Origin of the sequence: Pseudomonas sp. HPB0071 (assembly GCF_000478505.2) — a bacterium.
GTDB classification, from domain to species: domain Bacteria; phylum Pseudomonadota; class Gammaproteobacteria; order Pseudomonadales; family Pseudomonadaceae; genus Chryseomonas; species Chryseomonas luteola.
In genome coordinates, this window is sequence record NZ_KI517367.1 from 1,597,416 (window position 1) to 1,621,796 (window position 24,381).

21 protein-coding genes are annotated in these 24,381 nt (G+C 57.4%); 13 read left to right on the forward strand and 8 right to left on the reverse strand.

Going from position 1 to position 24,381, the window contains the following annotated elements; translation table 11 throughout:
• The first annotated feature begins 11 nt into the window (after positions 1-11).
• Positions 12-914 carry a LysR family transcriptional regulator gene (locus HMPREF1487_RS07650; RefSeq protein WP_010796055.1) on the forward strand — a complete coding sequence of 301 codons (903 nt, stop codon included), beginning with the start codon at positions 12-14 and terminating at the stop codon, positions 912-914.
• A gap of 216 nt (positions 915-1,130) precedes the next feature.
• Complete coding sequence (locus tag HMPREF1487_RS07655; protein WP_010796056.1) at positions 1,131-2,471, forward strand: leucine-rich repeat-containing protein kinase family protein; 1,341 nt, start codon at positions 1,131-1,133, stop codon at positions 2,469-2,471.
• Positions 2,472-2,527: 56 nt separating this feature from the next.
• Here the strand turns inward: HMPREF1487_RS07655 and HMPREF1487_RS07660 are convergent, their stop codons facing one another.
• The 5 genes from HMPREF1487_RS07660 to HMPREF1487_RS07680 form a co-directional block, all read right to left on the reverse strand.
• Positions 2,528-4,156: a methyl-accepting chemotaxis protein gene (locus tag HMPREF1487_RS07660; RefSeq protein ID WP_010796057.1), complete on the reverse strand. Its 1,629-nt coding sequence runs from the start codon at positions 4,154-4,156 to the stop codon at positions 2,528-2,530.
• A gap of 91 nt (positions 4,157-4,247) precedes the next feature.
• Positions 4,248-5,078, reverse strand: a complete 831-nt coding sequence (locus tag HMPREF1487_RS07665; RefSeq protein WP_010796058.1) for an amidohydrolase family protein — start codon at positions 5,076-5,078, stop codon at positions 4,248-4,250.
• A 148-nt stretch (positions 5,079-5,226) separates the two neighbouring features.
• The gene (locus tag HMPREF1487_RS07670) at positions 5,227-5,823 is read right to left on the reverse strand and encodes an OmpA family protein (RefSeq protein ID WP_010796059.1); all 597 of its coding nucleotides are present in this window, start codon (positions 5,821-5,823) and stop codon (positions 5,227-5,229) included.
• Positions 5,816-6,265, reverse strand: a complete 450-nt coding sequence (locus HMPREF1487_RS07675) for a FecR family protein (RefSeq protein ID WP_010796060.1) — start codon at positions 6,263-6,265, stop codon at positions 5,816-5,818. Before HMPREF1487_RS07675 ends, HMPREF1487_RS07670 begins: the two co-directional genes overlap by 8 nt.
• A gap of 201 nt (positions 6,266-6,466) precedes the next feature.
• Entirely contained in the window at positions 6,467-8,185 is a 1,719-nt protein-coding gene (locus HMPREF1487_RS07680; protein WP_010796061.1) for an OPT family oligopeptide transporter, read from the reverse strand.
• A 344-nt stretch (positions 8,186-8,529) separates the two neighbouring features.
• Here HMPREF1487_RS07680 and HMPREF1487_RS07685 point away from each other — a divergent pair, with 344 nt between their 5' ends.
• The 4 genes from HMPREF1487_RS07685 to HMPREF1487_RS07700 all read left to right on the forward strand — a co-directional run bounded on the left by HMPREF1487_RS07685 (position 8,530) and on the right by HMPREF1487_RS07700 (position 13,370).
• Positions 8,530-9,048 carry a sigma-70 family RNA polymerase sigma factor gene (locus HMPREF1487_RS07685; RefSeq protein WP_010796062.1) on the forward strand — a complete coding sequence of 173 codons (519 nt, stop codon included), beginning with the start codon at positions 8,530-8,532 and terminating at the stop codon, positions 9,046-9,048.
• The gene (locus HMPREF1487_RS07690) at positions 9,045-9,998 is read left to right on the forward strand and encodes a FecR family protein (RefSeq protein ID WP_037029831.1); all 954 of its coding nucleotides are present in this window, start codon (positions 9,045-9,047) and stop codon (positions 9,996-9,998) included. The genes HMPREF1487_RS07685 and HMPREF1487_RS07690 overlap by 4 nt, the downstream gene beginning before the upstream one ends.
• Positions 9,999-10,138: 140 nt before the next feature.
• On the forward strand, positions 10,139-12,577 hold the full coding sequence (locus HMPREF1487_RS07695) for a TonB-dependent siderophore receptor (RefSeq protein ID WP_010796064.1): 2,439 nt from the start codon (positions 10,139-10,141) through the stop codon (positions 12,575-12,577).
• 169 nt (positions 12,578-12,746) lie between these two features.
• Entirely contained in the window at positions 12,747-13,370 is a 624-nt protein-coding gene (locus HMPREF1487_RS07700) for a glutathione S-transferase (protein WP_010796065.1), read from the forward strand.
• A 39-nt stretch (positions 13,371-13,409) separates the two neighbouring features.
• On the opposite strand, the gene HMPREF1487_RS07705 is transcribed toward HMPREF1487_RS07700, so the two are convergent.
• The gene (locus tag HMPREF1487_RS07705) at positions 13,410-13,922 is read right to left on the reverse strand and encodes a retropepsin-like aspartic peptidase RloA2 (RefSeq protein WP_010796066.1); all 513 of its coding nucleotides are present in this window, start codon (positions 13,920-13,922) and stop codon (positions 13,410-13,412) included.
• 49 nt (positions 13,923-13,971) lie between these two features.
• Positions 13,972-15,144, reverse strand: coding sequence for an HD-GYP domain-containing protein (locus HMPREF1487_RS07710; RefSeq protein WP_010796067.1), 1,173 nt, complete (start codon positions 15,142-15,144; stop codon positions 13,972-13,974).
• Positions 15,145-15,270: 126 nt separating this feature from the next.
• Between HMPREF1487_RS07710 and HMPREF1487_RS07715 the strand changes: the two genes are divergently transcribed.
• Entirely contained in the window at positions 15,271-16,167 is an 897-nt protein-coding gene (locus tag HMPREF1487_RS07715) for an acyltransferase (RefSeq protein ID WP_010796068.1), read from the forward strand.
• Between the two features lie 60 nt (positions 16,168-16,227).
• Here the strand turns inward: HMPREF1487_RS07715 and HMPREF1487_RS07720 are convergent, their stop codons facing one another.
• Positions 16,228-18,903, reverse strand: a complete 2,676-nt coding sequence (locus HMPREF1487_RS07720; RefSeq protein WP_010796069.1) for a beta-glucosidase — start codon at positions 18,901-18,903, stop codon at positions 16,228-16,230.
• A 472-nt stretch (positions 18,904-19,375) separates the two neighbouring features.
• On the opposite strand from HMPREF1487_RS07720, the gene HMPREF1487_RS07725 reads away from it, so the two are divergent.
• From HMPREF1487_RS07725 to HMPREF1487_RS07750, 6 genes are all read left to right on the forward strand, one after another.
• Complete coding sequence (locus HMPREF1487_RS07725; protein WP_010796070.1) at positions 19,376-19,603, forward strand: hypothetical protein; 228 nt, start codon at positions 19,376-19,378, stop codon at positions 19,601-19,603.
• 497 nt (positions 19,604-20,100) lie between these two features.
• Positions 20,101-21,825, forward strand: coding sequence for a type II secretion system ATPase GspE (gene gspE / locus HMPREF1487_RS07730; RefSeq protein WP_037029833.1), 1,725 nt, complete (start codon positions 20,101-20,103; stop codon positions 21,823-21,825).
• 2 nt (positions 21,826-21,827) lie between these two features.
• Positions 21,828-23,039, forward strand: a complete 1,212-nt coding sequence (gspF, locus tag HMPREF1487_RS07735) for a type II secretion system inner membrane protein GspF (protein ID WP_010796072.1) — start codon at positions 21,828-21,830, stop codon at positions 23,037-23,039.
• An 18-nt stretch (positions 23,040-23,057) separates the two neighbouring features.
• The gene (gspG, locus tag HMPREF1487_RS07740) at positions 23,058-23,483 is read left to right on the forward strand and encodes a type II secretion system major pseudopilin GspG (protein WP_010796073.1); all 426 of its coding nucleotides are present in this window, start codon (positions 23,058-23,060) and stop codon (positions 23,481-23,483) included.
• Between the two features lie 8 nt (positions 23,484-23,491).
• Positions 23,492-24,001 carry a GspH/FimT family pseudopilin gene (locus tag HMPREF1487_RS07745; RefSeq protein WP_010796074.1) on the forward strand — a complete coding sequence of 170 codons (510 nt, stop codon included), beginning with the start codon at positions 23,492-23,494 and terminating at the stop codon, positions 23,999-24,001.
• Positions 23,998-24,381, forward strand: a complete 384-nt coding sequence (locus HMPREF1487_RS07750; RefSeq protein ID WP_010796075.1) for a prepilin-type N-terminal cleavage/methylation domain-containing protein — start codon at positions 23,998-24,000, stop codon at positions 24,379-24,381. The genes HMPREF1487_RS07745 and HMPREF1487_RS07750 overlap by 4 nt, the downstream gene beginning before the upstream one ends.

A 24,381-nucleotide genomic window follows, 5' to 3' on the forward strand; every position in this document is an offset into this window, starting at 1 on the left:
AGCGAGGCGCCATGACCTTTACCCAGCTTGAAATCTTTGTGCTTGTGGCAGAGCTGAAAGGCTTCACGTCGGCAGCTTCGCGGCTGTCCATCACTCAGTCGGCGGTGTCCCATGCGATCAAGGCGCTGGAGGCCGAGCTGGGTGTCGAGCTGATCAACCGGCACCAGTCGGCCCTGGAGCTGACTGCAGTAGGTGAGCGCCTCGTACTACGTGCCCGTGGCATTCTCGGGCTGGCCGAAACGATGCGGCAGGAGGCCGGCGATGCGCGCGGCATGAAGCGAGGCACGCTGCGCATCGGCTCCTTCGGCCCGACCTCTTCGGTCAAACTGCTGCCTGTCATTCTGGATGCCTATCGCCAGGCCTATCCGGGCATCGAGGTGCATATCGACGAAGGTCGGGACCGGGAAGTGGTCCAGTGGCTGCAGGATCGTCGTATCGACATCGGCTTTGTCGTCCTGCCCGATGAGCGCTTCGACACCTTCCCCATTGCCGAAGATCAGATGGTCGCCCTGGTGCCCATTCACCACGCACTAGCCAGCAAAGCTGACGTCACGCTCAAGGAGCTTTGTCCCGATCCGTTCATCATGACCGAGGCCGGGTCGGCACACCTGGTAGCGCACATGTTCAATGCCGCCAAGCTGGTGCCCAATACGCGCTACCACAGCACCCAGCTGCTCAGCACCTTGTCCATGGTCGAACGGGGCGATGGCGTGACCATCCTGGCGGAACTGGCGCTGCCGGCGGAACGCGGCCACGAGGGCTACGTGAAAAAGCCCCTGCGACCACGGGTCAAGCGCAGTGTCGGATTGGCCCTGCTCGATGAGCGCCAGGCGTCGCCCGCCACTCAGGCCTTTATCAAGATTGCCCAGAAACTCAAGCGCCAGGGCCTGCTTCGGTTTAATGCAGACGCCTGAACTGCCCTACAGGCATGCTCAAGTGTCTGTAGGCGCTCGATACAACCGCGCAGCGAATCACCATCACATTTTCGCGGCTCACCCTGAACCAAATGACATTTGGCGCCTCTGTTTGAGCCACTTACTTAACCGGCCCAGCCCAAAGGCGCTGGGATGCACAGTGACGCTCCGTGCACTGTGTCAAAATAGCTCATACCTCAGGATTGGAAGACCGTCATGGATACACTTTCGGATTTGCGAGCTGGCAAGCTGGCCGGCGCGACACGACTGGACCTGTCGTGCGGACTCACGGAATTTCCCCGCGAGATCTTTGAGCTGGCCGACTCCCTGGAGATTCTCAACCTCTCCGGCAACCAGCTCAGCCACTTGCCAGATGACCTGGGACAATTCAAGAAACTGCGTATCCTGTTCTGCTCCGACAACCCGTTCACGCATCTGCCCGAAGTGCTGAGTGAATGCCCTCAGCTGAGCATGGTGGGCTTCAAGGCCAATCAGATCCGCCATGTACCGGCAGCGGCGCTCTCACCTTCGCTACGCTGGCTGATCCTGACGAACAACCAGATCGAAACCCTGCCCGACTCGCTGGGTCAGTGCAGCGGCATGCAGAAGCTCATGCTGGCAGGCAATCGCCTGCAGGCACTTCCAGAGACCATGATCGACTGTCATAAGCTGGAACTGCTCCGTATCTCCTCCAACCGCTTTGCCGCCCTGCCGGACTGGCTGTTGTCGCTGCCGCGGCTGACCTGGCTTGCCTACGCCGACAATCCTCTGAGCGAGGCACGCGAAGCGGCCAACGTTTCTCCCAGCGCACCCATCAACCGGATCGACTGGAAGGACCTTGCACTCCAGCACAAGCTGGGCGAAGGCGCCTCGGGCCTCATCTACCAGGCGGATTGGAAACAGCCTTCCGGCCCCTCAAAGACCGTGGCGGTCAAGCTGTTCAAGGGCAGCATGACCAGCGACGGTACACCTCAGAGCGAAATGGCCGCCTCGATTGCCGTAGGGGCACACCCGAACGTGATCGATGTGGAAGGTCAGGTCGTGCATCACCCCGAGGGCACAGATGGGCTGGTCATGCAGCTGATCGACCCACAATTTCAAAACCTGGCCGGCCCGCCCAGCTTTGCCACCTGCACCCGCGATGTATACCCGGCGGACACGCGTTTTTCGCTGCCCGTCGCGCTGCGCATGGCACTCGGGATCGCCTCGGCCACCGAGCACCTGCATGAGCGCGGTATCGTGCATGGCGACCTGTACGCCCACAATATCCTGTGGACTGAACAGGGCGATGTGCTGCTGGGTGACTTTGGCGGCGCGTCCTTCCTGCCCTCCGATAACCCGACGCAACAGAAGGCTTTGGAGCGCCTTGAAACCCGGGCGTTTGGCTGCCTGTTGGAAGAGCTGCTGGAACGCTGTGAGCCTGCCGCGGGCGAAGAAACGACCCATGCGGCGCTGTCAGACCTGCTCGCGCGCTGCCTGAGCACACAAGTAGTGTCCCGTCCAAGCCTGAGCGAGGTTCACGCGCAGCTGGCAGCACTCCAACAGCACCTGAATTAAGCAGAGAAAAGCCCTTCGCCGGTCAGGCAGGAAGAGCTTTGTACACCGGTTGGCCTTTACAGCCGGAACTGCTGCGCCAATCCATTAAGCGATACCGCCAGTTGCGACAAGTCATTCGAAGCAGCTGCCGTTTGATGGGCGCCAGAGCCTGTCTGCATGGATAGATCGCGAATGCTGACCAGGCTGCGGTCCACTTCCCGCGCCACCTGTGCCTGCTCTTCAGAAGCCGTGGCGATCAGGAGGTTGCGCTCGTTGATCTCGGCAATGGAGCTGTTGATCGTGGTCAGCGCCTCGCCTGCCGCGCGGGCAATGTCCAGGGTTCCGTGAGCGCGGCTGCTGCTCTGGGCCATGGACTGCACGGCTTTGTCCGTACCCGCCTGAATCGAGCCGATCATGCTCTCGATTTCACGGGTAGACTCCTGCGTCCGATGGGCCAAACCACGCACCTCATCGGCCACCACCGCAAACCCACGCCCGGCATCCCCCGCACGCGCCGCCTCGATGGCAGCATTGAGTGCCAGCAGGTTGGTCTGCTCTGCCACTCCGCGGATCACGTCCAGCACCTTGCTGATATCCTGTGTCATGACGGCCAGACCCTGAACCTCTCCAGCCGTCGCTTCCACGCTGTCGTACAGCTCGTTAATGGCCTCAAGCGTTTGGGACACCTTCAGCTGCCCGGTTGCGGCCGCCTGGCTGGAACTCAACGCCGCCTCGGACGCTGACGCCGCGTTGCGAGCGACCTCATCTACCGCGGCGCTCATCTGGTTAACCGCCGTAGCCGCCTGCTCGATTTCATCATTCTGGCGCATCACACCACGGGTCGTTTCCTCAGTGACCGCGGACATCTCCTCGGAAGTTGATGCCAGCTGAGCCGACGAATCACTGATATGACCCAGTGTTTCACGCAGGTTCGACTGCATCACGGCCAATGCCTTGAGCAGACGGGCAGGTTCATCGTTACCATGGCTCTCAATCGCAACACTGAAATCCCGGTTGGCAATGCGCTGGGCAACCTGCAGGGACTGATGAATCGGTGCGACCAGGCTGTGCGTGAGTCGCCAGGCGAGCAGTACGGTAGCCAGCAATGCGGCCACTACGATGATAGCTGTCATCATCCGGGTGCTGCTGTACACGTCATCGGCATGCAGCCCTGCATTGCTGGCCTTTACATCAGCTTCCTGTTTGAGCGTGGTGATAGCGTTCTTGACCGCCTCAGCGGCGGCAAACATCTCACCGCTGGAAAGCGCCACGGCCTCCGTCAGCTTGCCGTTGGTCAACAGATCCAGATAGCGCTGATGGATACTGAGGTAATCGCTCAGGCCTTTGGAGAGCGCATTGAACGTGTCATGGCCTGCCTTGGTCACGATCACCTTGCCGAGTTGATCGACGTAACCCAGCAGCTCCGTACGGGCGATCTGGATATCCTTCAGGGCATCAGCCTTCTTGGATGCAGGATCGCTTTCCACACGCAGCCGGGAGTTATCCAGACGAATGCGCATCAGGGTCGTATCGATCTGGCCGAGCACCTTGAGCGTTGGCAGGACATTGAGTTCGACCATTTTTTCCGCTTCATTCATCGAAGCGGATTGTTTGAGTGAATAGACGCCTTGAAAGAGGATAAGCAAGGCAAAGAGCGCAAAACAGATCGCGGAGCGCGGCGCGATATTCAATGAACGAAAGCCCATAAAGCACCTGAAATAGATTGTTACTATTGGGCTTATCGCTGCATTGACGGGCAACTTTAATTACCCGGCTAGCCATTAGTCGGACAATCAACTACCACTTGAAACCAAACAATCTGCGAGGTGTGTCCCAGAGCACTTGCCGCCTTGCACCCGGACTTGGGATCAGATTCTCGATCAGCTTGAGGAGCAGTCCGTAGTCGATTCGCTCCGGTGAATTCAGAAAAGGCCAGTCCGACCCCCACAGGCAGGCCTCGGGGCCGAAGGTTTCGAGAAGCGCCTGGACGTAGGAATGGGTATCAACGTAGGGATAGGCCTCGGCGGAAAACTGCGAAAGCCCTGATAGCTTGACGTACACACGCCCAGTTCCTGCCAGCGACAGCAGGCTCTGGAATCCGGGTTGCGCGATGCCTGCCGTCACATCAGGTCTGCCACAATGATCAATGATGAGCCGGGTGCGGGTGCGCTCGATCAATGGCACCAGTTCGCTTAGCTGCGCCTTTTCGACGTGCAGCTGGGCCAGCATCTCCAGCTCAGCCAACTGATTGAATAGCTCTTCCGCTTTCAGGCAGGCCGACACACCATTCGTGACCACATCGAGTAGGACGCCTGCTACACCGGCCTCCTTGAGCCGCTTGAGCTCTCGGGTACTCGTGCGAGGCCCGACCACGGCAATGCCCTTCCAACGACCAAACCCCAGGGCAAGCCCATCGAGCAGGCAGCGGTTGTTCTCGCCATAAATGGCCGGTGGCGTGACTACAACGGCGTGACGTACGCCATAGGCATTGAAGACATGCTGGAGTTGCGTCGAGGTCCCTACTTCCTGAGCGACGGGGGTATACACAGCATTATCGGCAATGGGAAAACGGGCGGGCTCTAGCAGGTGGGTATGGCAGTCGATCTTATACTCGCCGTAAATGCTCACTGCGGCTCCTTTTCGGTGGCGTGGCGTGCGGTCTGATAAGTCAGGGGTGGAGGCAGGATAGTCTACCGGGAAGCATTACCCGTCAGGCCGGCCGTACTCGTATAGCTAAGACTGACGAACCCTCAAGCGGTTCAGGACGGGAAGACGGTCATCGGATGATGACTTCTACCCGGCGATTGCGCAGCTCTGCTGTATTAGGCGGCGTTTGGATCAGCAGGTTCTCCTCGCCATGGGAGGCGACAGTCAGGTCCAGCAAGTCGAGATGCCGGGCCTGCAACTGGCGGGCAATCAGCTGGGCACGCTGCAAACCCACCTTTTCATTGATCGAGGCACTGCCCAGGGTATCGGTATGCCCGATAATGGAGACGGCCGCGGGTGTGCGTTTACGCAGCGTATCGACAATGCGCTGCAGCGTGTCCTGTGACTCATCAGTGAGCCGGTTGCTGGCACCCTCAAAATACAATGTGTAATACACCGGAAGCGTCGGCTGGGCTGCCAGCGCGGGGGTAAAGTCCATTAGGATCTGCTTGGGCGGCAGGGTAAAGGTCCGCCCCGGCGCCTCCTTGTCGAGGCTGATAGCCTGCTGGGTTCTGTCGATCTGGGTCGTGCCTGTGGGCGTCGTGACCGTGACATCTCGCGTCAGGCCATAAGGGCTATCCACCAGCACCACATAGGACTTGGAACTACACCCTGCCAGCCACACGGCCAACAACAACCACACAGCTTGGCGAAACGCTTTACTCATGGTCAACCTTGGCCATGAACTGGGCGCTGCGTGAGGCAATGGTTCCGTGAGGCGTAAGAATCTCGACCGCCTCGGGCTTGAGCCTGGCAATGCTCCCCGCCACGTAATTCAATGTGCCTTGCTTGAGTCTTGCAGCCAGCTTCAAGGCCCCCTTGGCTGGAGCAAACGCAAAAGCCTCGAGCGTGAATGTCGATTGCGGCCCGAACGACATAACAGACCCATCCTCGAGCGTAATCCCGAAGGAGCCATCGTCTCCGGCCTCGAAGGTACTGCCGACATTCACCGGCGTGCCCACCTTGATCGCGACAGGCTTTCCCTTGAGTGTGGTGGTCACGCTGCCTTGTACGGTCATGACATAACCTACCGGCCTGGGCGCGCCATGGGCAGGCCATGCCGCCAAAAGGCCCGAAAGGCAGAGAACGAGCCACGCATTCTTATTCATGAGCGTTGACCTTGAAGTCCGTATCGCACCACGCCTGGCCCTGGCGTCCTTTCTCTGCTCCGTTTCCCTGAGCGTTCCGTGCAATCGCTGTATACATACCGATAACCGTTACGTTAGTTCAAAACGTGCGGGCCATCGGACTAAAAATGCGATGCAGTCCAAACTGCCAGATACTGACTCTCCTCCAGTGCCCGACAGGTATTACAGGTTGTGCAGCAGCTGCCAGAGCGAGGCGCCAATGCCCGTAATGCTTTCCCCTGCAATCAGGCCTGCTGCCGCTGCAATGGCAAACCGCTCGGTTAGCCCGCGCCAGCGCAGTCCGGCAGCCCAGGTCAGGATTGCGCCCAAGGCCATCATCAGGGAAATCGAAGCCGGCAGAATAAACGCCAACCCCAACGCCGCGGCACTGGGCAGGTAACGCGCCAGCCGATCCTTGGCACAGGCATCCAATACGCCCAGGGCCACGCCTGCAACGGCAGCTATCAGCATGGCCCACTGAATGCTGGCAGAAAGTGAGTCCAGGCCCGAGGTCAGCGTCTGCGCTACGGCCTTCCAGGTCGCCACGGCCGGAGCAGGCCATTCCTGCGTGAGCAACATGGTTTGCGGATCTGGAATAAGCGTCTGGTAGACCAGCACCCCGACCACACTGCCTATCGCAATCCCTAGGCATTGAGCGATCACCTGCTTGGAGGGAGTCGCCCCGATGGCATGGCCTACCTTGAAGTCATTCATCAAGTCCGTGCATTGTCCGGCTGCGCCACCGGCCGTGTTGGCACTCATCAGGTTGATGGGCACCTGCCCCGGCGCCACGATGCCAAAGCTCAGCTGCGACAGCTGCCCGATGGCACCGATTGGAGGAATGCCGGTTGCTCCCACGACACGTGCAGCCACAGCTGCCAGGCACAGCGCCAGCGGAATGGTCAACAAGGCCATGAACCAATCAATGCCAAATAGGGCCGCCTGTAGCATGATGATCAATCCGATGGCTAACGCCAGACCTGCCAGCGGGCCGGGTTTTGGCCGCTGCCAGACAGTGGAGGTCTCTGCCGAGCGGGATTTCCCCAACGTTCTTACCTGCAGTACACGCAAGGCCAGAGACGACAAGGTCGAAGTCACCATGATCGTCACCCCAGGCCACACCAGCCATTCCACCAGCGTTGCGAACTGCGGCCCCTCGCTGCCAGGCGCAAGCTCTACCAACCCGTGCGCCAGCAGCCACGGCGCTATGCCGCCCCAGGCCAGGGCCGCACCCAGAAGGAGCGTCAGCCCGACGCGCAGTCCGATGATGCCGCCAAACCCGACCAGTAGCAGCGACGGATCGAAGGTAAAGGTCAGTCGCTCCAGATGCGCCGTGGGCGACCAGCGAGGAAAGGTCCAGTAAAACGTATCGACAGCCTTGACCAGTCCGGAGAACACGGCCGTTCCAAACAGCACCCACAGGCGCCGCATGGCTTCCTGTCCGTGGGTATAGATATGGGTCATGGTTTCCAGCGTGGCCATGCCTTCAGGAAACTTAAGATTGCCATCAGTAATCAGTGATGGCCTTAAATACCAGGCGATCCATATGCCCAGAAAGCTGACCGAAAAGACCCAGGCCATCATCGGAACGGCATCCAGCTGCTCACCGGTCAGCAGTGTGTAGGCTGGAATCGGCGCTACCAGTCCACCTGAAATAATGGACGCCGCCGCCGAGGCGACGGTCTGGTTAATATTGCTCTCATGCAATGTCCAGGCAGGCCAGTGCCGGTTACGGACCAGCAGCCCCTGCCAGAAGCCAAAGCCCACCAGCAGTGCGATGATCGACATGTTGAATGACCAGCCGATCTTGAGCCCGGCATAGACATTGGAGGGAGTTAGCACGATGCCTAACACCAGACCGGTCAAGACAGCGCGCAGGCTCAGCTCGCGCTCTACCTTCATGGGCACTCCCCGGCAGGCGCTGCTTGCTGATCGATGCATAAAAAGGAGCTATCAACAGGAGGAAAATTCGAAGCAATCACACCAGATCCTTATTGTATTGGGTAGGGTGTGCAGCACTTTGTCCCTCGGAATCGCCAAAGCGCTCAAAACAACGACCATGAAAAACCGGTCAAGGTCCCTGCCCGCTCCCAAATTGTCCGTCATGAGCGCCTTGTATATGGATTGCTCACTTAAATTGTCCTGTTCAAGGCAAAATCCATGCTTTTCGCTGGTCTTTACCGCAGCTCCCCTGATCTTTAGAATACGTGAGAACGGTTCTCATTTTTCCACTTGCGGAAATGTTCATGACGACGGGCGAAATAAAGGCAGCTCCTGGGTTGAACGTGCTGTACCGTGACCACAGCGACTGGCTGACAGGCTGGCTGCGCAGGCAGACAGGGTGTAGCCAGCGCGCTGAAGACCTGCGGCAGGACACTTTCGTACGGCTGCTGACCAAGCCTGAACTGCCTGCCATGCGCGAACCGCGGGCTTTTCTGACCCAGATTGCCAAAGGCCTCCTGATTGATCATTACCGCCGCGCCAGCCTTGAGCGCAGCTATCTTGAGGCCCTGTCCACACTGGCAGACGAGCATTACCCCTCCGCTGAAGCCCTGGCTTCGATTATCGAGGCCTTGGCGGAGCTTGATCACCTGCTCGGCAAACTTTCCAGCAAGGCTCGAGCGGCCTTTCTATATAATCGCCTCGACGGCTTGACCCACTCTGAAATTGCCGAGCGCCTGGGCGTATCGGTTCCACGGGTTCGCCAATATATTGCTCAAGGGCTACGGCAATGCTATGTAGCCCTCTACGGGGAACCTGTGTGAATGTAAGACCTGTGAGCCGTCAGGTTCTGGATCAGGCGATAGACTGGCAAGTACGCCTGGAAATGGGAGAAACCAGCCAGGAGCAGCTAAACGCCCTGCAGACCTGGCTTGCCGAGCATGCTGAACACCGCCGTGCCTGGGAGCAGCTGAACGGTATCAACCAGCGCCTGCGCATTGCAGAACAACCCGCTGCGCGAAATGCCCTGTTGCAGCCCTCTGCCAACGGGCGTCGGCGCCTGGGTCGCAGTACGCTAGTCATCGCCCTTGCGGGCCTTCTGAGCCTTATTGCGGTAAACCGTTATGTACCGGTGCGTTACGCCCTGGCTGACAACGTAACCGCCACGGGGGAACAGCGCACGCTGATGCTGCCTGATCACACCCGCATTGTGCTAGCGGGTCGTAGTGCCTTGAATGTTCGCTTCGATGAGCAGGAGCGTCGGGTAATTCTCCTGGCAGGAGAAGCCTTTATCGAAACCGGGCACGACACCGCCAGTCGTCCGTTCATCGTAGAAACCCAGGCCGGACGAATGCGGGCGCTGGGTACGCGTTTTCTCGTGGAAGAGGAATCACGCGGCTCGCGTTTGACGGTCCTGCAATCGGCTGTGGCGGCACAGCCGCGCTTTGGCCTTGGCGAGGCGGTCATTCCCCAGGGCGAGCAGGTCCTCATGATGGCGGACCGACTGGATGAGCTCAAAGATGCACCAGCCAATGCCGACGCCTGGACTCACGGCATGCTGGTGGTCGATAACCAACCCCTGAGCGATGTCGTGGCGGCATTGAGTCACGAGCGCACCGGACTCATTACCCTTGATCCGGTCATTGCCACGTTACGGGTAACGGGCACCTTTCCTCTGCACGATGCTGACCAAGCTCTGCGCGCCCTCGCCCTCAATACACCGATACGAATCGAGCAACACACGCGCTGGTGGCTGGCCGTTAAACCCCGTTAACCAACGGGGTTTCAGCACGACACGCTTGTTTTCTGCGTTTTTCTATCTTCGTTATTCAAAAATATTCCAAGACGGCTCTATCACTTTGCCATTCTCATTCGGCAATGAAACGAATTCGCATTCGCCTCTTGGAGAGAGCCATGTCGTCGCTGTTCCGTCCTTCCTTGCTTGCCGCTGCACTTGTCTTAGGTCATGTCACGTTAGTCCACGCCCAGACGACCACCGCTGAGCGCACCTACCAACTCCCCGCTGCGCCTCTGACCAGCACGCTGAACCGTATCGCCAGCGAAGCGGGCCTGACCCTGAGCCTTGACCCTTCGGTGGTCTCCGGGCGTACGTCGAATCCGGTCAATGGCCGCTACGCAGCGACCGAGGCCCTGCGCGAGGCCCTGCAGGGAACCGGGCTTGAGCTGACCGAACGCGAACCCGGCGTCTACACCGTACGCGTATTGCCAGCAACGGGCGACACCTTGAGCATGGCATCAACCACCATTACCGCCGGTGAGCTGGAAAATGCCTGGGGCCCTGCTGAAGGCTATGTGGCAACCCGTTCTGCTTCCGCCACCAAAACCGATACGCCAATCCTGGAAACGGCTCGCTCCATGTCGGTTGCCACCCGCGAGCAGATGCGCGACCGCGCCGTGCATAACATTGATGATGCCGTTCGTTATATGCCTGGCATCGTAGCCAGCAGCTACGGCAGTGATACCCGGGCCGACTGGCTGCGGGTACGGGGCTTTGAGCCGACCCGATTCCTGGACGGGCTGCGCCTGCCGGACGGCGTCTATGTCGACCCCAAGCCTGAAACCTGGAACCTTGAACGCCTGATCCTCCTGCGCGGCCCCGCATCCTCCATCTATGGACAGACGCCGCCCGGTGGCCTGATAGACATGGTCAGTTTGCGTCCCCAGGCTGAAACCAGTCATGAAGTGCGTGCCGAAGTTGGCAGTGACAACCATCGCCAGATCAACTTTGATACCACAGGCGCTCTGGATGAAAACGCCAACGTGCTCTATCGCGTGAGCGGCGTGGTACGTGACAGCGACACGCAGGTCGATCACATCGAAAACAAGCGCTACAACATCGCCCCCAGCCTGACCTGGAATATCGATGACGACACGCACCTGACATTCCTTTCGCAGTACACGCGCGACGATACAGGCACGACTAGCCAGTTCCTACCTCTTCAAGGCACCAAGATTGATGGCCCGTGGGGCAAGGTTTCTCATCATAAGAATCTGGGCGATCCGGATTGGGAATACTATGACCGCACCTATTACTCGCTAGGCTACGCGTTCGATCATCGTATCAACGATGTGTGGCAGTTCCGTCAAAACGCACGGTATACCAAGAGCGACCTATCGTTTCGGACAATCACACCGGCGTCCTATCCTGGCCTGTATGTAGACGCCAATACGACAATCCCAACCGTTTTGGCCGACGGCACCTTGCAACGCAGCACTACGTCTGTAAATGAGGATATCAGCCAGTTCGCTATCGATAATAATTTCCAGGGGGACTTCAACACAGGCAACTTGCAGCATACGTTGCTTTTAGGCCTGGACTACCAGCGCTCCAACAATAACTACACCTCTATTTTTGGATCTGCGCCTGCGAGCAATATTCATAACCCCGTGTATGGCCTGCCTATCGACAAACCAGCGCGCTCTACGGCGTATTACGACTATGACCAGAAGATTCACCAGACTGGTCTTTACATTCAGGATCAGATCGCTCTTGACCGCTGGCGCCTCACTTTAGGTGGGCGCAAGGATTGGGTTACAACTGACACTGAGTTCTATACCGTCCGGGCTAACGGTGCACATCCCAAACACAGCGATACAGCGTTTACCGGTAATGCATCCCTGAGTTACATCTTCGATTCTGGAATAGCACCTTATATTTCCTATTCAGAGTCTTTTCAGCCCAGTACTGGTGCAGATATAGATACTAATGAGCCACTCAAGCCCACGGAGGGTAAGCAGTACGAACTTGGTGTGAAATATCAGCCTACTGGATCAGATACTTTACTCACAGCGGCCGTCTATGAATTGACTCAAGAGAATGTCAAAACATCTAACTTAGTTGGTGGGGCTCAGTCGCAGGTTGGGAAAGTTAAAGTACGTGGTGTGGAGCTAGAAGCCACCTCAAATCTAACGGCAAATCTAAAGCTCATTGCAGCTTATTCATATACCCACACGGATGTACGTGACCCTGACCCTCTACACAACGGCAACCGCCTGCAGCTCATCCCTGAACACCAAGCCTCGCTCTGGGCTGACTATACATGGCATACAGGCATAGTAGACGGCTTCGGCATAGGCGCTGGCGTCCGCTACGTAGGTGATACCTACGGTAATCAAGGCAACACTTGGGAAGGCCATGCCGGCTCCTACACCCTGTATGACGCTGCCGCACATTACGATCTAGGCCGCCTCGACAATCGTCTGAAGGGCGCTTCCGTAGGCGTGAATGCCACCAACCTGTTCAACAAGGACTATATTTCTACCTGTGATGGTTATTACTGCTACTACGGTGACCAGCGTAGCGTGATCGCCAACGTTACCTACAAGTGGTAATCGCGTAAGTTGTGACAAAGCCGGTGCCAAGCCGGCTTTTGTCCATCAGAAAGGGACCTGATGATTCGACACTAGTAGCATTGAGCATGCATAAGGCTTGCATAACAACCCATGCATCGCGGACGATCACAGTTCAGCTTTTGTTAAGCTTTGATGAAGAGAGTGCGTGATGTCGATGATCCTCTATCACACCCCCGCATCCCCGTTCGGCCGCAAGGTCGTCGTGATGCTGCACGAGACCGACCTGATCGAGCAGGTTGAGCTGGAGATCGTCCAGCAGACGCCCCTCAATCCCAATCGTGATGTCATCGATGCCAACCCGTCAGGCAAGATTCCGGCGCTGCGCCTGGAAGATGGCACTACCCTGCATGACAGCCGCGTCATTCTGGATTACCTGGATACGCTGCATCAGCACACCCCCATGATTCCTCAGCAGGGTCCCGAGCGCTGGCGGCGAATGACACTGGCCTCCCTAGCCGATGCCATGACCGAATCGGCCGTACAGATCCGCTACGAGACGTTCATGCGGCCACCGGGCATGCAGTGGAAGCTCTGGCTGGATAACCAGCATGAGAAGATTGCCCGTTCGCTGGATTACTTTGAACAGACAGCATTGCCCGAGCTTGAAGGCCACTTCGATATGGCCTGCATTGGACTGGCCTGCCTGCTGGGCTATCTGGACCTGCGTGTATCCAACTGGCACTGGCGCGGTGAGTATCCCAAGCTGGCGGCCTGGTACACCGAGGCGGATCAGCGTCCCTCGATGCAGGCAACCCGCCCCGAGGCACGCTAATCGTTTCCAGGCGCCAGCCCTGGCTGGCGCCTCCCAGCCTTAGCAGCGAGGCGACCCGGACACGTATTTTTCCCTGGGATCAACCGCGGCATCCAGCTTGCGCAAGGCCTTGGCTCCAATCAGCAGCGGATAGCGGAAGTGACTGCGGTCCGTCAGATTGACCTCGATGGTACGGGACACATCGCCTACACAGACTTCCATCTCGATGACAGGGCGTTGTGCACTGGACGGCGTATCATCCTCACCGTCTTCATCGCCCTCATCCGAGCGGCTCTTGATCTTGCTGATTCGCGCCAGACGGTGCTCAAATACCGTATCGTCCGCCTTCTCCGTCGCCAGACGGAAGCTGACCCACTGGTCTCCGTCACGCTCGAACGTCTTGATGTCCTTGGCCGACAGCGAGGCGGTCCAGGCCCCAGTATCCATCTTGGCCGGCAAGGATACACCCAGCTCAGGTAGACGGAATGTCTCGTAGCGGCCGTAGAGCGTCGGCTCGGCCGTCGCTAGCACAGGCAGGCTCAAAAGGCCCAGCAGGGATAAAAAACGTTTCACTCAATCACTCCGGCAGGATCACGGATAGAAGTCTCCCGCGCCAGGGCCGCTATGTCCACAACGTACTGAGATTATCGAATCCCCAAGCCTCGGGCGACTCACGTCCAATGATGCGGTCGTAGCCTTTCAGGCGTGGCAAATCGATCACTTCATGCCCGATCGGCTTCTTGTGCCTTGCGTCATAAAAGACCTTTACGGTCGGTGTCAGCAATGACTTGGGGTTCTGCTCCACCACCACCGCAAGGCGCTCGCTTTCCAGCTTTACCAGCGAGCCGACCGGGTAAATGCCGACCGCTTTGACAAATGCCTGAAAGACATGCGGATCGAAGTGCCCTTTCCATTCAGCCATCCGTTTGACGGACTCGGCCGGGTCCCAGCCTCTTTTGTAAGGGCGATCCGACGTTACCGCGTCATACACATCACATACCGTGGCGATGCGGGACATCAGGCTGATCTGCTCACCGGACAGCTTATCCGGATAACCACTGCCATCGTATTTCTCATGATGATGCAGGCAGACATCGATGGCTGTCTCATCAGCTTGCCACGCTGTGAGAATGCGCTCCCCGGCCTTCGGATGACCCTGCATGATGATGAACTCTTCATCCGTCAGCTTGCCCGGCTTGTTGAGCACCTCCAGCGGCATCGTCATCTTGCCGACATCATGGAGCAAACCGGCCAGACCCGCCTGCCGTGCGGCCGTCTCACCCAGGCCAAGCGTTCGAGTAACGGCAATCATCAGCGCCGACACGGCCACCGAATGCAGATAGGTATATTCATCCGAGGTCTTGAGTCGCGCCAGGCTGATCAAAGCATTGGGATGGCGCAGCACCGAATTGGAGATTTCCTCGACCAGACTGGCAGCATCGCTCACCTCAACGACCTGTCCCATTCGCGCATCTTCCAGCATGCCTTTAACGGCTGTCTTGGCGCTATCGCAGAGCACTTTGGCCCGCTTTATTTCTTCAGCCATCTCGACCTGAACGGCAACCCCGGCCCCATGCGCCTCCAGGGAGCACCCAACATGAGCCGGATCTACATCAGCCCCTTTGCTAACATCGATCCACAACCCGTCGATGTCGCTGTCCAGAATACGCTGCAACTCATTCGGCGAGCGAATGACGAAGTGCCCCTTCCAGAAGGGATGATCCACCCATGGTGCACAAAATTCGCTCACATACATGCCCAGACGGGCCTGCGAAACGGGAATACGCTTAAGCATAATGAACAATTACAGCCGTTATCAGTGTCCTAGATAATCCATAGACGCCATTGCTGCCTAAGCGGCCCGGTAGAGGCTCAGAATGTTTATGGCGCTAACGAAAAGAATAGTACTCAGGGAGACTTCATGCGTCATCTGATCGTCGGACTGACTAGCGGCATTTTGCTCTTGATCAATACCCTCATTTTGATTGGCCCCTTGATGCTGGTTGCGCTGCTCAAGCTGCTCTGCCCCTACAAGCCGTGGCGCGACGCCTGCTCGCGCGGGGTCATGACCATCGCCGAGACCTGGGCAGAAATCGACAAGGTCATCTTCGCACTCTGCACTCCTACGGTCTGGGACATACGCGGTGACGAGAATCTGCGTAAGGATCGCTCTTACCTGATCATCTCCAACCATCAGTCCTGGGTGGATATTCCAGCCCTTGTACAGACCTTCAATCGTCGGTCGCCTTACTTCAAGTTCTTTCTGAAAAAGGAGCTGATTTGGGTTCCCTTTCTTGGCCTGGCCTTCTGGGCACTCGACTACCCGTTCATGAAACGCTATTCGAAAGCCACGCTGGAAAAACGCCCGGAACTCAAAGGGATCGACCTGGAAATCACGCGTAGGGCCTGTGAGAAATTTCGCGATCAGCCCGTTACGGTCGTGAATTACCTGGAGGGCACGCGGTTCACGCCAGCCAAACATGCCCAGCAGCAATCACCCTACCATCATCTACTCAAACCCAAGGCAGGTGGAATTGCCTTTGTACTAGCTTCACTGGGTAAGCAGCTCGATGCCATTCTGGATGTCACGATTCTCTATCCCGAAGGAAAACCGCCCGGCTTCTGGGCTTTGCTCAGTGGCCAAGTCAAGCGCGTCATTGTAGATATCCGCACTCTTCCTCTAGAGCCTTCACTGTGTGAGGGGGACTACCAGAGTGATCCCGTTTTTCGTGAGCAGGTCCAGCAATGGGTCGGCGCATTATGGGCCGAGAAAGATCGGCGGATCGAAGCGCTGCAAAAAGAAATGCGCCAGGAATAATCCTGGCGCATCGGGAGAAACCGTACACAGGCACGGATCGAAATCCGCGCCCGGGCAGGTTTACTGCTTGGCGGCCTTGACCGTTACCGCCTTGATGTCGGCCTTCGACAGCGGGTTGCTGGTCGAATTGGACAATTCCTGGCGATACGGGTTGGTCAGGCTGGACGTCAGGCGGATATCGTTGGATGCCGCACCCACCGAGATCTTGAACGTATCAGCATCCACAACCCAGTTGTTGGTGGCTTCATTGAAGTAGGCCAACGAACGGTCGTTGAGCTGCAACGTGACACGCTTGGTCTCACCCGGATTCAGGAACACCTTGCCAAAGCCCTTGAGCTCCTTGACCGGACGCGCCACCTGCGGCTTGTTCTGACCAATATAGAGCTGAGCGACTTCAGCACCCGCACGCTGCCCTGTGTTGGTCACATCGAAGGACACCTTGATAGGTGCGTTACCCACTACCACCTTGGGCGTTACCTTGATGTTGGAATACTTGAAGCTGGTGTAGGACAGGCCATAACCGAACGGATACAGCGGCTTGATACCGCTCATCTCATAGCCACGGTAGCCTACGTACAGACCTTCGCTGTAGGCCATACGGGTAATCTTGCCGGTGTTGTCGAACTCGGGGAAGCCGGCATAGACGGGGTTATCCTGCAGCTTCTTCTCAATGCTGAACGGCATTTTCGCGGACGGGTTGACTACCCCGTACAGGATTTCCGCCAGCGCCTGGCCACCGTACTGGCCAGGATAGAAGGCATGCAATGCGCCATCGACCTGGTCTATCCAGTCGGTCATGTTCAGACCGGTGCCGCCATGCATAACAACCACAGTTTTCGGGTTGACCTTGGCAACGTTCTGGATCAACTGGCTCTGGTACTCAGGCAGATCAAAGCCGTGGTCGAAACCTTCGCCTTCATACTCATTGCTGTTACCCACAGCCATGACAACCGCATCGTACTTGGAGAGGTCCTGCGGAGCAGCCAGCGAGGCCCAGCTCATCTGCACGCCCACCATGCCACCCATGGTTGAGATATAACCCTTGCGGCGGGAGTACTCGAGCTTGATGTCGTAGGACTTGCCCGCTTCCAGATTGACCTTGCCGTATACCGGAATGGTCGGCGGAATGCTGTTGTTGGGCAGCGGATTGCCATCGCCATTGTCGATGATCTTCTGACCATTCACATACAGACGCACAGCGCCATCCGCACGAACCTTGAAGACTTGCTCGCCGGAAATGGTCGGCGTTACCGATCCGCTCCAGCGAACAGACGTATTCTGATCGTCGCCGGTAACGGGATAGTTCGCGCCGTTGGTGGTATTGGAAACATAGTCCACTGTTGTGGTCTTGTTGCCATTGGCCCAGTCCAGGTTCACATGCTGATCGATACGGGTGTCAGAAGGAGTACCGGACCAGTTGGCATTATTGAAGAACTCAGCCTTCAAACCTTTTTCGGTATTGCCGGAGGCATCGGTGGTCGTCCATTCGGCCGCATTTGGGTCCAAGGACAGCGAGTCGATGAAGTCGACCTTGGCGTTACCAGCCACTTGCTTCAGGCCACTCAACTCACTGACGAAATTGCGTGCATCGACATTGGCACTACCGAAACCGGTAGGCGGCGCGTACTTGGCCAAGTTGCCAATGACCGCAATGGACTTGACCTTGTCGCTGGACAGCGGCAATAAGTGATCCTTGTTCTTCAGCAGAACGATACCTTCACGAGCACCTTCCAGGGCTGCCTGCTGGCTGCTGGCACTGTCCATGTCCTTGGACGCGGCAGGAATAGCCTGGTCGAAGCGGTACGCATAAATCTGACGCAGGATACGGCGAACCTTGTCATTGATGGTCTCGGTCGAGAGCTTTCCTGCCTGGATATAGGGCGTCAGGATGGTGCTATTCATCTGATAGCCCATCATGTCCAGATCGGTACCGGCATCAGCCGCCAGATAGCCATGAACGACGGCGTTGTAGTCGCTCTGCATGAGACCTTTCCAGCCCCATTCCTTCTTGAGCACGCCGGTGATCAGATGCTGGTGCTCACAGCTGTAAACGCCATTGATCAACTGGAACGCGCACATCATCATCGCAACGTTGCCGTTCTTGGCAGCCGACTCGAAGGCGGGCAGGTACATTTCGCGCAAGGTACGCTCGCCGATCCGCTCGTCCAGTGTAAAGCGGTTGGTTTCCTGATCGTTCGCGACAAAATGCTTGGCGTTGGCCCAGACGCCCTGGGATTGAATACCGTTGATGACCGCAGGCGCCATCACCGCGCCCAAATAGGGATCTTCGCCGGAAAGGTATTCGAATGCACGGCCGCTATAGGGCGAGCGGTACAGGTTGGCACCCGGACCCGTTACGAACTGGTAGCCACCGGCACGCGTATCGTAACCCAGTGCTTCACCGAAGGACTTGGCGCGTTCGACGTTCCAGGTAGCAGCAAGGTTGGGACCCGCCGGGTAAACGATACCCTGGTTGTTGTCCTGACTGGTGTAGCGGATACCCACACCGCCATCCGCACCATGAATCTGGGGCAGACCAAATTTATCCAGCCCCTTGACATCCCAGGGGCCCGTTCCGCCAATCAGTGAAAGCTTCTCGGAAAGGGACATCTGTCCCAGCGTGTTCTCGACCTTCTTTTCAACCTGGGCAGGGTTTGCCTGGGTTACCGCATATGCTTGACCAACTGCCAGAGCCAAAGCCGTAAGCACAGCTCCCTGTAGCTTTATATTTCCCATTATTAATTAAGTCCTGCTTTTAAGTTAATAAAAACGAGTCACTTCGATATTGCCGAATATCAAGTTTTACTGACTTAACAGCGTCCCGCGTCCTGCGACAAATAACCTCAATACAATCAATTAAAGTTATTTGTACAAGTTGAGATTTTTTTGTTATGGGAGCAAACGAGAACAAAAGGTAGCAAAATGATGGCAACAGAAAATCGCGTAAACGCGCGAAAAACCCGAAAAGATTAAGGCAAAAAAGACGAAAAATTGTCAAATGAAACGGTTTAGCAAGTAGCAAACCATTTCTCTAATTTAACTTGAACTTTTACCCTTAAACGATGTCTGGCCAAACTCTCAGCTTTAATCTATCGATTAGAACTTAGTCAAGAATCGAAAATTTAGAGTTGATTTTTTCTTTCAGAAGAAATTAGCTAAATATATCTACCTAACTCAGGCAGATATTTATCCGAAGAGTGAGAGCGTAATGAAAAAGTTTATTTCCAGCCTATGCCTGGTAGCAGGTTTTGCCGTAACAGGATGCGCCCTGGCAGCTGAAGACTCAGCCACTGCCACTCAAGCGTCCGGCACCTCCAACGGCCTGATGCAACAGGAGCACAACAGCAAGGCCGCCCAGAAAGCCAAACAGGAGCAGAACACCAAAGGTGGTCGTCCTGACGGCGTGTCCAACCCGAACGCCCTGAGCACCAAGTAAGCAATGCTCAGCGTTCAAGCGCCTGCCGTTAAATGAGGCAGGCGCTTTCGGCCAGCTCCAGCTTCAAGACTTGTGAATACAACGACACTGGCTGACTAAGCGTTCAGGTTCTATTCAGAGCGGCTTGGATGCTCGCTAATATCCCCTTCCGTTGACATGCCCTTCTGAGACAAAACCGACGAAGCGCCTCTTGCCCTTTTGTCAGCTTTTGTTCAGCTAAAAACAGGTAATAGAAGTAACTTTGCAGCTAAAAGGCGATTTAGCTCACAGCCAATTTCGGCGGCCTACAGCAGCAAACACGTATTATTAAGCGTCCATCTGTACACTAAGTGTTCATTTAACGGTGCGATTATCATCCGTTAGGCTTTGTTTTCTCGTTTAGCCAACGCCCACTGCTTTCTACGCTACCGCCTATAACCATGAACCTACTCCAACCCGCCTCGTCGACCACGGCTGAACGCAGCCCTTCCCAGAGCGCTTCGCTGCCCTCGGTGCCTATGAGCGAGCCACCGCTCACGTCTGTGGATTCCCACAAGCCGGGTGACGATGATGTATGCGAATGGCTGGTCAGCCAGGGAAAGCTCAAGCCTGGCGATCTGGAGCGGGCCCGCCGTCTTCACGAAACCTCCTCTGGAGAAAGCTTCAGCCATCTGCTGTTGCGCCTGGGCATGGTATCCGAGCGAGACATGGCGCATGCGTGGGCCTCACTACTGGACGTTCCGCTGGTTCTGGAAAGCGATGCGCCAGAAATCCTGGAAGACCCACTTGACGTTTCCACACGCTTTCTAAAGCAGCATCAGATTGTGCCGTTGGGGCAGGACAGTAACGGTCAGATCCATCTGTTGGTGGCCAATCCCGCCGAGCGTTATGCCATCGAGGCGCTTGAGTACGCCTGTGGCCGCGCGGCTCGGCTGTCCATAGGACTTCGCAGCGACATCGAAAACCTGATCGAGCGTTATTACGGTCAAGGCCGCTCGGCCATGGGTACCATCGTGGAAAACCTCGACGCCCAGGCTAATTCGGAAGACGACATCGAGCACTTGAAGGACCTGGCCTCAGAAGCGCCTGTGATTCGCCTGGTGAACCTGATTATCCAGCGCGCTGTAGAAAACCGCGCTTCGGATATCCACATTGAGCCCTTCGAGAATCGGCTCAAGGTACGTTATCGCATCGATGGCGTACTGCATGAGTCCGAAGCACCGCCTTCCAGCTCAACGGCCGCGGTGATCTCGCGCGTCAAGATCATGGCCAAGCTCGACATTGCCGAGCGCCGTCTCCCCCAGGATGGCCGCATCATGCTGCGTATCCAGGGCAAGGAGCTGGACCTGCGGGTATCCACTGTTCCGACCAGCTTTGGCGAGTCGGTGGTAATGCGTCTGCTCGATCGCGAATCGGTGAGTTTCGATTTTGACACCCTGGGCTTTGCCGGCAAGTCACTGGACAACTTCCTGAGCGTGCTGGAGCGACCCCACGGTATTCTGCTGGTCACCGGCCCTACTGGTTCGGGTAAGACCACCACGCTGTATACCGCGCTGTCGCGCCTGAACACCGCCGAGCGCAAGATCATTACCGTAGAAGACCCGGTCGAATACCAGATCGAGGGCATCAATCAGATCCAGGTAAAGCCATCCATTGGATTGGATTTCGCCGGCGCCCTGCGTTCCATCGTGCGCCAGGACCCGGATGTCATCATGATCGGCGAAATGCGCGATCTGGAAACCTGCCGTATCGCCATTCAGTCTTCCCTGACCGGTCACCTGGTGCTTTCGACACTGCATACCAACAGTGCGGCGGGCAGCATCACGCGTCTTTTGGACATGGGAGTGGAAGACTATCTGCTAGCTTCTACAATCAATGGCATTCTGGCTCAGCGCCTGGTACGCCGCCTGGATCCAGCGTTGTCAGAAGCCTATGAGCCGCTTCCGGAAGTTATCAGGGAATATGAACTCGAAAAATACACGGATGAACGCCCGATCCGCCTGTACAGGCCACGTCGCGACTTGCCACCCAATGAGGGCTACCGTGGTCGTAGTGCCATCAGCGAACTGCTGGTCATGAGCGATACGCTCCGCAGCCTGCTCATGCAGCGCGCCGATGCCGCGACACTGGAACAGGCCGCTCGCGCAGAAGGCATGTATACCCTGTACGAAGACGGGCTGCGCCAGGCGCTGGCAGGTACGACTACCTTGGAAGAGGTCCTGCGTGTGACGAGCGGAGACTGAGCATGGCCCAGTTTCGCTATCGCGCACTGGATGCGGCCGGTGAGTCTGTTACCGGCCATCTGGAAGCCGCCGGCCAGGATGAAGCTGTCAGCCAGTTGCAGGATCGTGGACTTCTGGTCCTGCAGGTCACGCCCGCGCAAGGCAATGCCTCGCAGGGTTGGCGTGCCTGGTTCAATCGAGACCCGTTAAGCGGGGCCGGGCTTGCCCAGTTTACCCAGCAGCTGGCCACGCTCTTGGGTGCAGGGCAGCCGCTCGATCGCGCCTTGAATATTTTGCTCAGCCAGCCAACGGAAGATAAATCCCGCCGACTGATCGAGCGTATCCGTGAGCGCGTCAAGGGCGGCAAGCCGCTTTCCGCCGCGCTCTCCGAAGAAGGCGGACAATTTTCGCAGCTCTACATCAGCATGGTCCGTGCAGGCGAAGCCGGCGGCTCACTGGAGGAAACTCTGGCGCAGCTCGCTCAATACCTCGAGCGCTCGCAGGCCTTGCGTGGCGAAGTGATCAACGCCCTGATCTACCCCGCCTTCCTGGTCGTTGGTGTGCTCGGCTCACTGGCCTTGCTGATGGCGTATGTCGTACCCCAGTTTGTGCCTATCTTCGCTGATTTAGGCGTTCCTGTACCGTTCATGACACAGTCCGTACTCTGGATGGGCCAGTTTCTTTCGCAATATGGCCTATTGCTGCTGGCGGTTCTGGTTGCGCTCATCTGGCTCACCGGCGCTCGCCTTCGTGATCCGGAACGCCGTATCCGCTGGGATCGCCGGATGCTGAGCATTCGGATGATGGGCCCCCTTGTACAGCGCCTGGAAACCGCGCGGCTGGCCAGAACACTCGGCACCCTGCTGACTAATGGCGTTCCACTGCTGACCGCACTGTCGATTGGCCGCCAGGTCTGTTCAAACCATGCCTTGCAGGGCGCCGTTTCGCAGGCAGCCGACCAGGTTAAGGACGGCGGCTCACTGGCCGCTGCGCTCAGCACCAGCAAGCTGCTGCCACAGCTATCACTGCAAATGATTCAGGTCGGCGAAGAATCCGGCCAGCTCGATACCATGCTGATCAAAGTCGCCGACGTCTTTGATGCCGAAGCCAAACGTGGTATCGATCGACTTCTTGCGGCATTGGTACCCAGCCTGACCATCGTCATGGCCGTACTTGTGGCCTTCATCATGTTGGCCATCATGCTCCCGCTGATGAGCCTCACCAGTAACATCTAACCGTAACGAGCCTTGTTTATGACTAGAAAAATGCGCTCCCTCCCCCACCGCAGCGGCGGTTTTACCCTGCTTGAAATGCTGGCTGTCATCGTACTGCTTGGTATCGTGGCTACCATTGTGGTCCGCCAGGTCGGTGGTAACGTCGATAAAGGCAAGTACGGCGCTGGCAAGGCTCAGCTGGCCAGCCTGAGCATGAAGATCGAAAACTATGCCCTGGATGTCGGCGCACCGCCTAAGAATCTGCAACAACTCACTACCAAGCCAGCCAACGCTCGTAACTGGAATGGCCCTTATGCCAAGCCCTCGGATCTGCAGGACCCGTTCGGCCATGAATTCGGCTATCGCTCGCCCGGTCAGCACGGTTCGTTTGACCTGATCTTTTATGGTCAGGACGGACAGCCAGGCGGCGAAGGCTACAACGCCGACGTTGGCAACTGGGAATAAAGAGTGTCATGCCGCGCCAGCCCTCCTGTACCCGTGCCCTACGCACCGTCTCGAACGGTATGCGCTTACAGGGCCGGACATCGCAGCGCGGCTTTACACTTCTTGAGCTGATCGTTGTCATCATCCTGGTCGCCATTGGTCTGACCCTGGTCTCCTTTGGTGTTACCCGCGGACTCGACAGTGTTCGATCCCGCGAGGCCGGTCGTGACCTGACCCTGGCACTGCGTGCCGTACGCACCCAGGCCATTACAACCGGCCAGACCACCACACTGAATTTCGATCTTGCCAACCAGCGATACCAACAACCCGGCCGGCGTCCTCAGTCGCTGCCCAAGGGCATGCGCATGCGGGTAACCACAGCGGCTGACCTGAGTACAGGTCGCAGGACCGCCATCGCCTTCTTTCCAGATGGCAGCTCAACCGGTGGAAATGTCAGGCTGGAAAAGGATGGACGCGCCTGGCGCGTCGATATCGCCTGGCTGACCGGCACCGTCAAATGGCAAGAGGTAAACCCGTGACGGGACAGCGCAGGCCCCGTTCAGAGGGTGGCTTTACCTTGCTGGAATTGCTGGCAGCCGTGGCATTGCTCGCCGTCACCTTTTTCGTATTGATGGGAGGCATTGGCCAAGCCACCCATGCCTTGCTGAAGGACAGCCGAGCGACCCAGATGGCCTTGACGGCCCGCTCGCTACTGGACGACACGGTCCATCGTCCTCTGAAACCAGGCTCCAGCCAAGGTTCATTGCCTGACGGTACACGTTGGAAGCTGGATATCAGCAAAGCGGGCACAGCGATGACCAGTCAGCTGTATCGCCTGGACTTGTCATTGACGGCGGGCCGGCATCAGGAGCGCTTCAGCACATTAAGGCTGCAGGGTATATCCGAGGTCCCGCAATGA

Excerpts from the sequence above, each read along its gene's own strand:
- HMPREF1487_RS07680 (WP_010796061.1), bottom strand. The coding sequence starts at position 8,185 with ATGAAGGTAGAGCGCGAGCTGAGCCTGCGCGCTGTCTTGACCGGTCTG.
- HMPREF1487_RS07700 (WP_010796065.1), top strand. The coding sequence starts at position 12,747 with ATGTCGATGATCCTCTATCACACCCCCGCATCCCCGTTCGGCCGCAAG.
- HMPREF1487_RS07715 (WP_010796068.1), top strand. The coding sequence starts at position 15,271 with ATGCGTCATCTGATCGTCGGACTGACTAGCGGCATTTTGCTCTTGATC.
- HMPREF1487_RS07655 (WP_010796056.1), top strand. The coding sequence starts at position 1,131 with ATGGATACACTTTCGGATTTGCGAGCTGGCAAGCTGGCCGGCGCGACA.
- gspG (WP_010796073.1), top strand. The coding sequence starts at position 23,058 with ATGACTAGAAAAATGCGCTCCCTCCCCCACCGCAGCGGCGGTTTTACC.
- HMPREF1487_RS07670 (WP_010796059.1), bottom strand. The coding sequence starts at position 5,823 with ATGAGTAAAGCGTTTCGCCAAGCTGTGTGGTTGTTGTTGGCCGTGTGG.
- HMPREF1487_RS07650 (WP_010796055.1), top strand. The coding sequence starts at position 12 with ATGACCTTTACCCAGCTTGAAATCTTTGTGCTTGTGGCAGAGCTGAAA.
- HMPREF1487_RS07685 (WP_010796062.1), top strand. The coding sequence starts at position 8,530 with ATGACGACGGGCGAAATAAAGGCAGCTCCTGGGTTGAACGTGCTGTAC.
- gspF (WP_010796072.1), top strand. The coding sequence starts at position 21,828 with ATGGCCCAGTTTCGCTATCGCGCACTGGATGCGGCCGGTGAGTCTGTT.
- HMPREF1487_RS07695 (WP_010796064.1), top strand. The coding sequence starts at position 10,139 with ATGTCGTCGCTGTTCCGTCCTTCCTTGCTTGCCGCTGCACTTGTCTTA.
- HMPREF1487_RS07710 (WP_010796067.1), bottom strand. The coding sequence starts at position 15,144 with ATGCTTAAGCGTATTCCCGTTTCGCAGGCCCGTCTGGGCATGTATGTG.
- gspE (WP_037029833.1), top strand. The coding sequence starts at position 20,101 with ATGAGCGAGCCACCGCTCACGTCTGTGGATTCCCACAAGCCGGGTGAC.
- HMPREF1487_RS07725 (WP_010796070.1), top strand. The coding sequence starts at position 19,376 with ATGAAAAAGTTTATTTCCAGCCTATGCCTGGTAGCAGGTTTTGCCGTA.
- HMPREF1487_RS07675 (WP_010796060.1), bottom strand. The coding sequence starts at position 6,265 with ATGAATAAGAATGCGTGGCTCGTTCTCTGCCTTTCGGGCCTTTTGGCG.
- HMPREF1487_RS07745 (WP_010796074.1), top strand. The coding sequence starts at position 23,492 with ATGCCGCGCCAGCCCTCCTGTACCCGTGCCCTACGCACCGTCTCGAAC.
- HMPREF1487_RS07720 (WP_010796069.1), bottom strand. The coding sequence starts at position 18,903 with ATGGGAAATATAAAGCTACAGGGAGCTGTGCTTACGGCTTTGGCTCTG.
- HMPREF1487_RS07660 (WP_010796057.1), bottom strand. The coding sequence starts at position 4,156 with ATGGGCTTTCGTTCATTGAATATCGCGCCGCGCTCCGCGATCTGTTTT.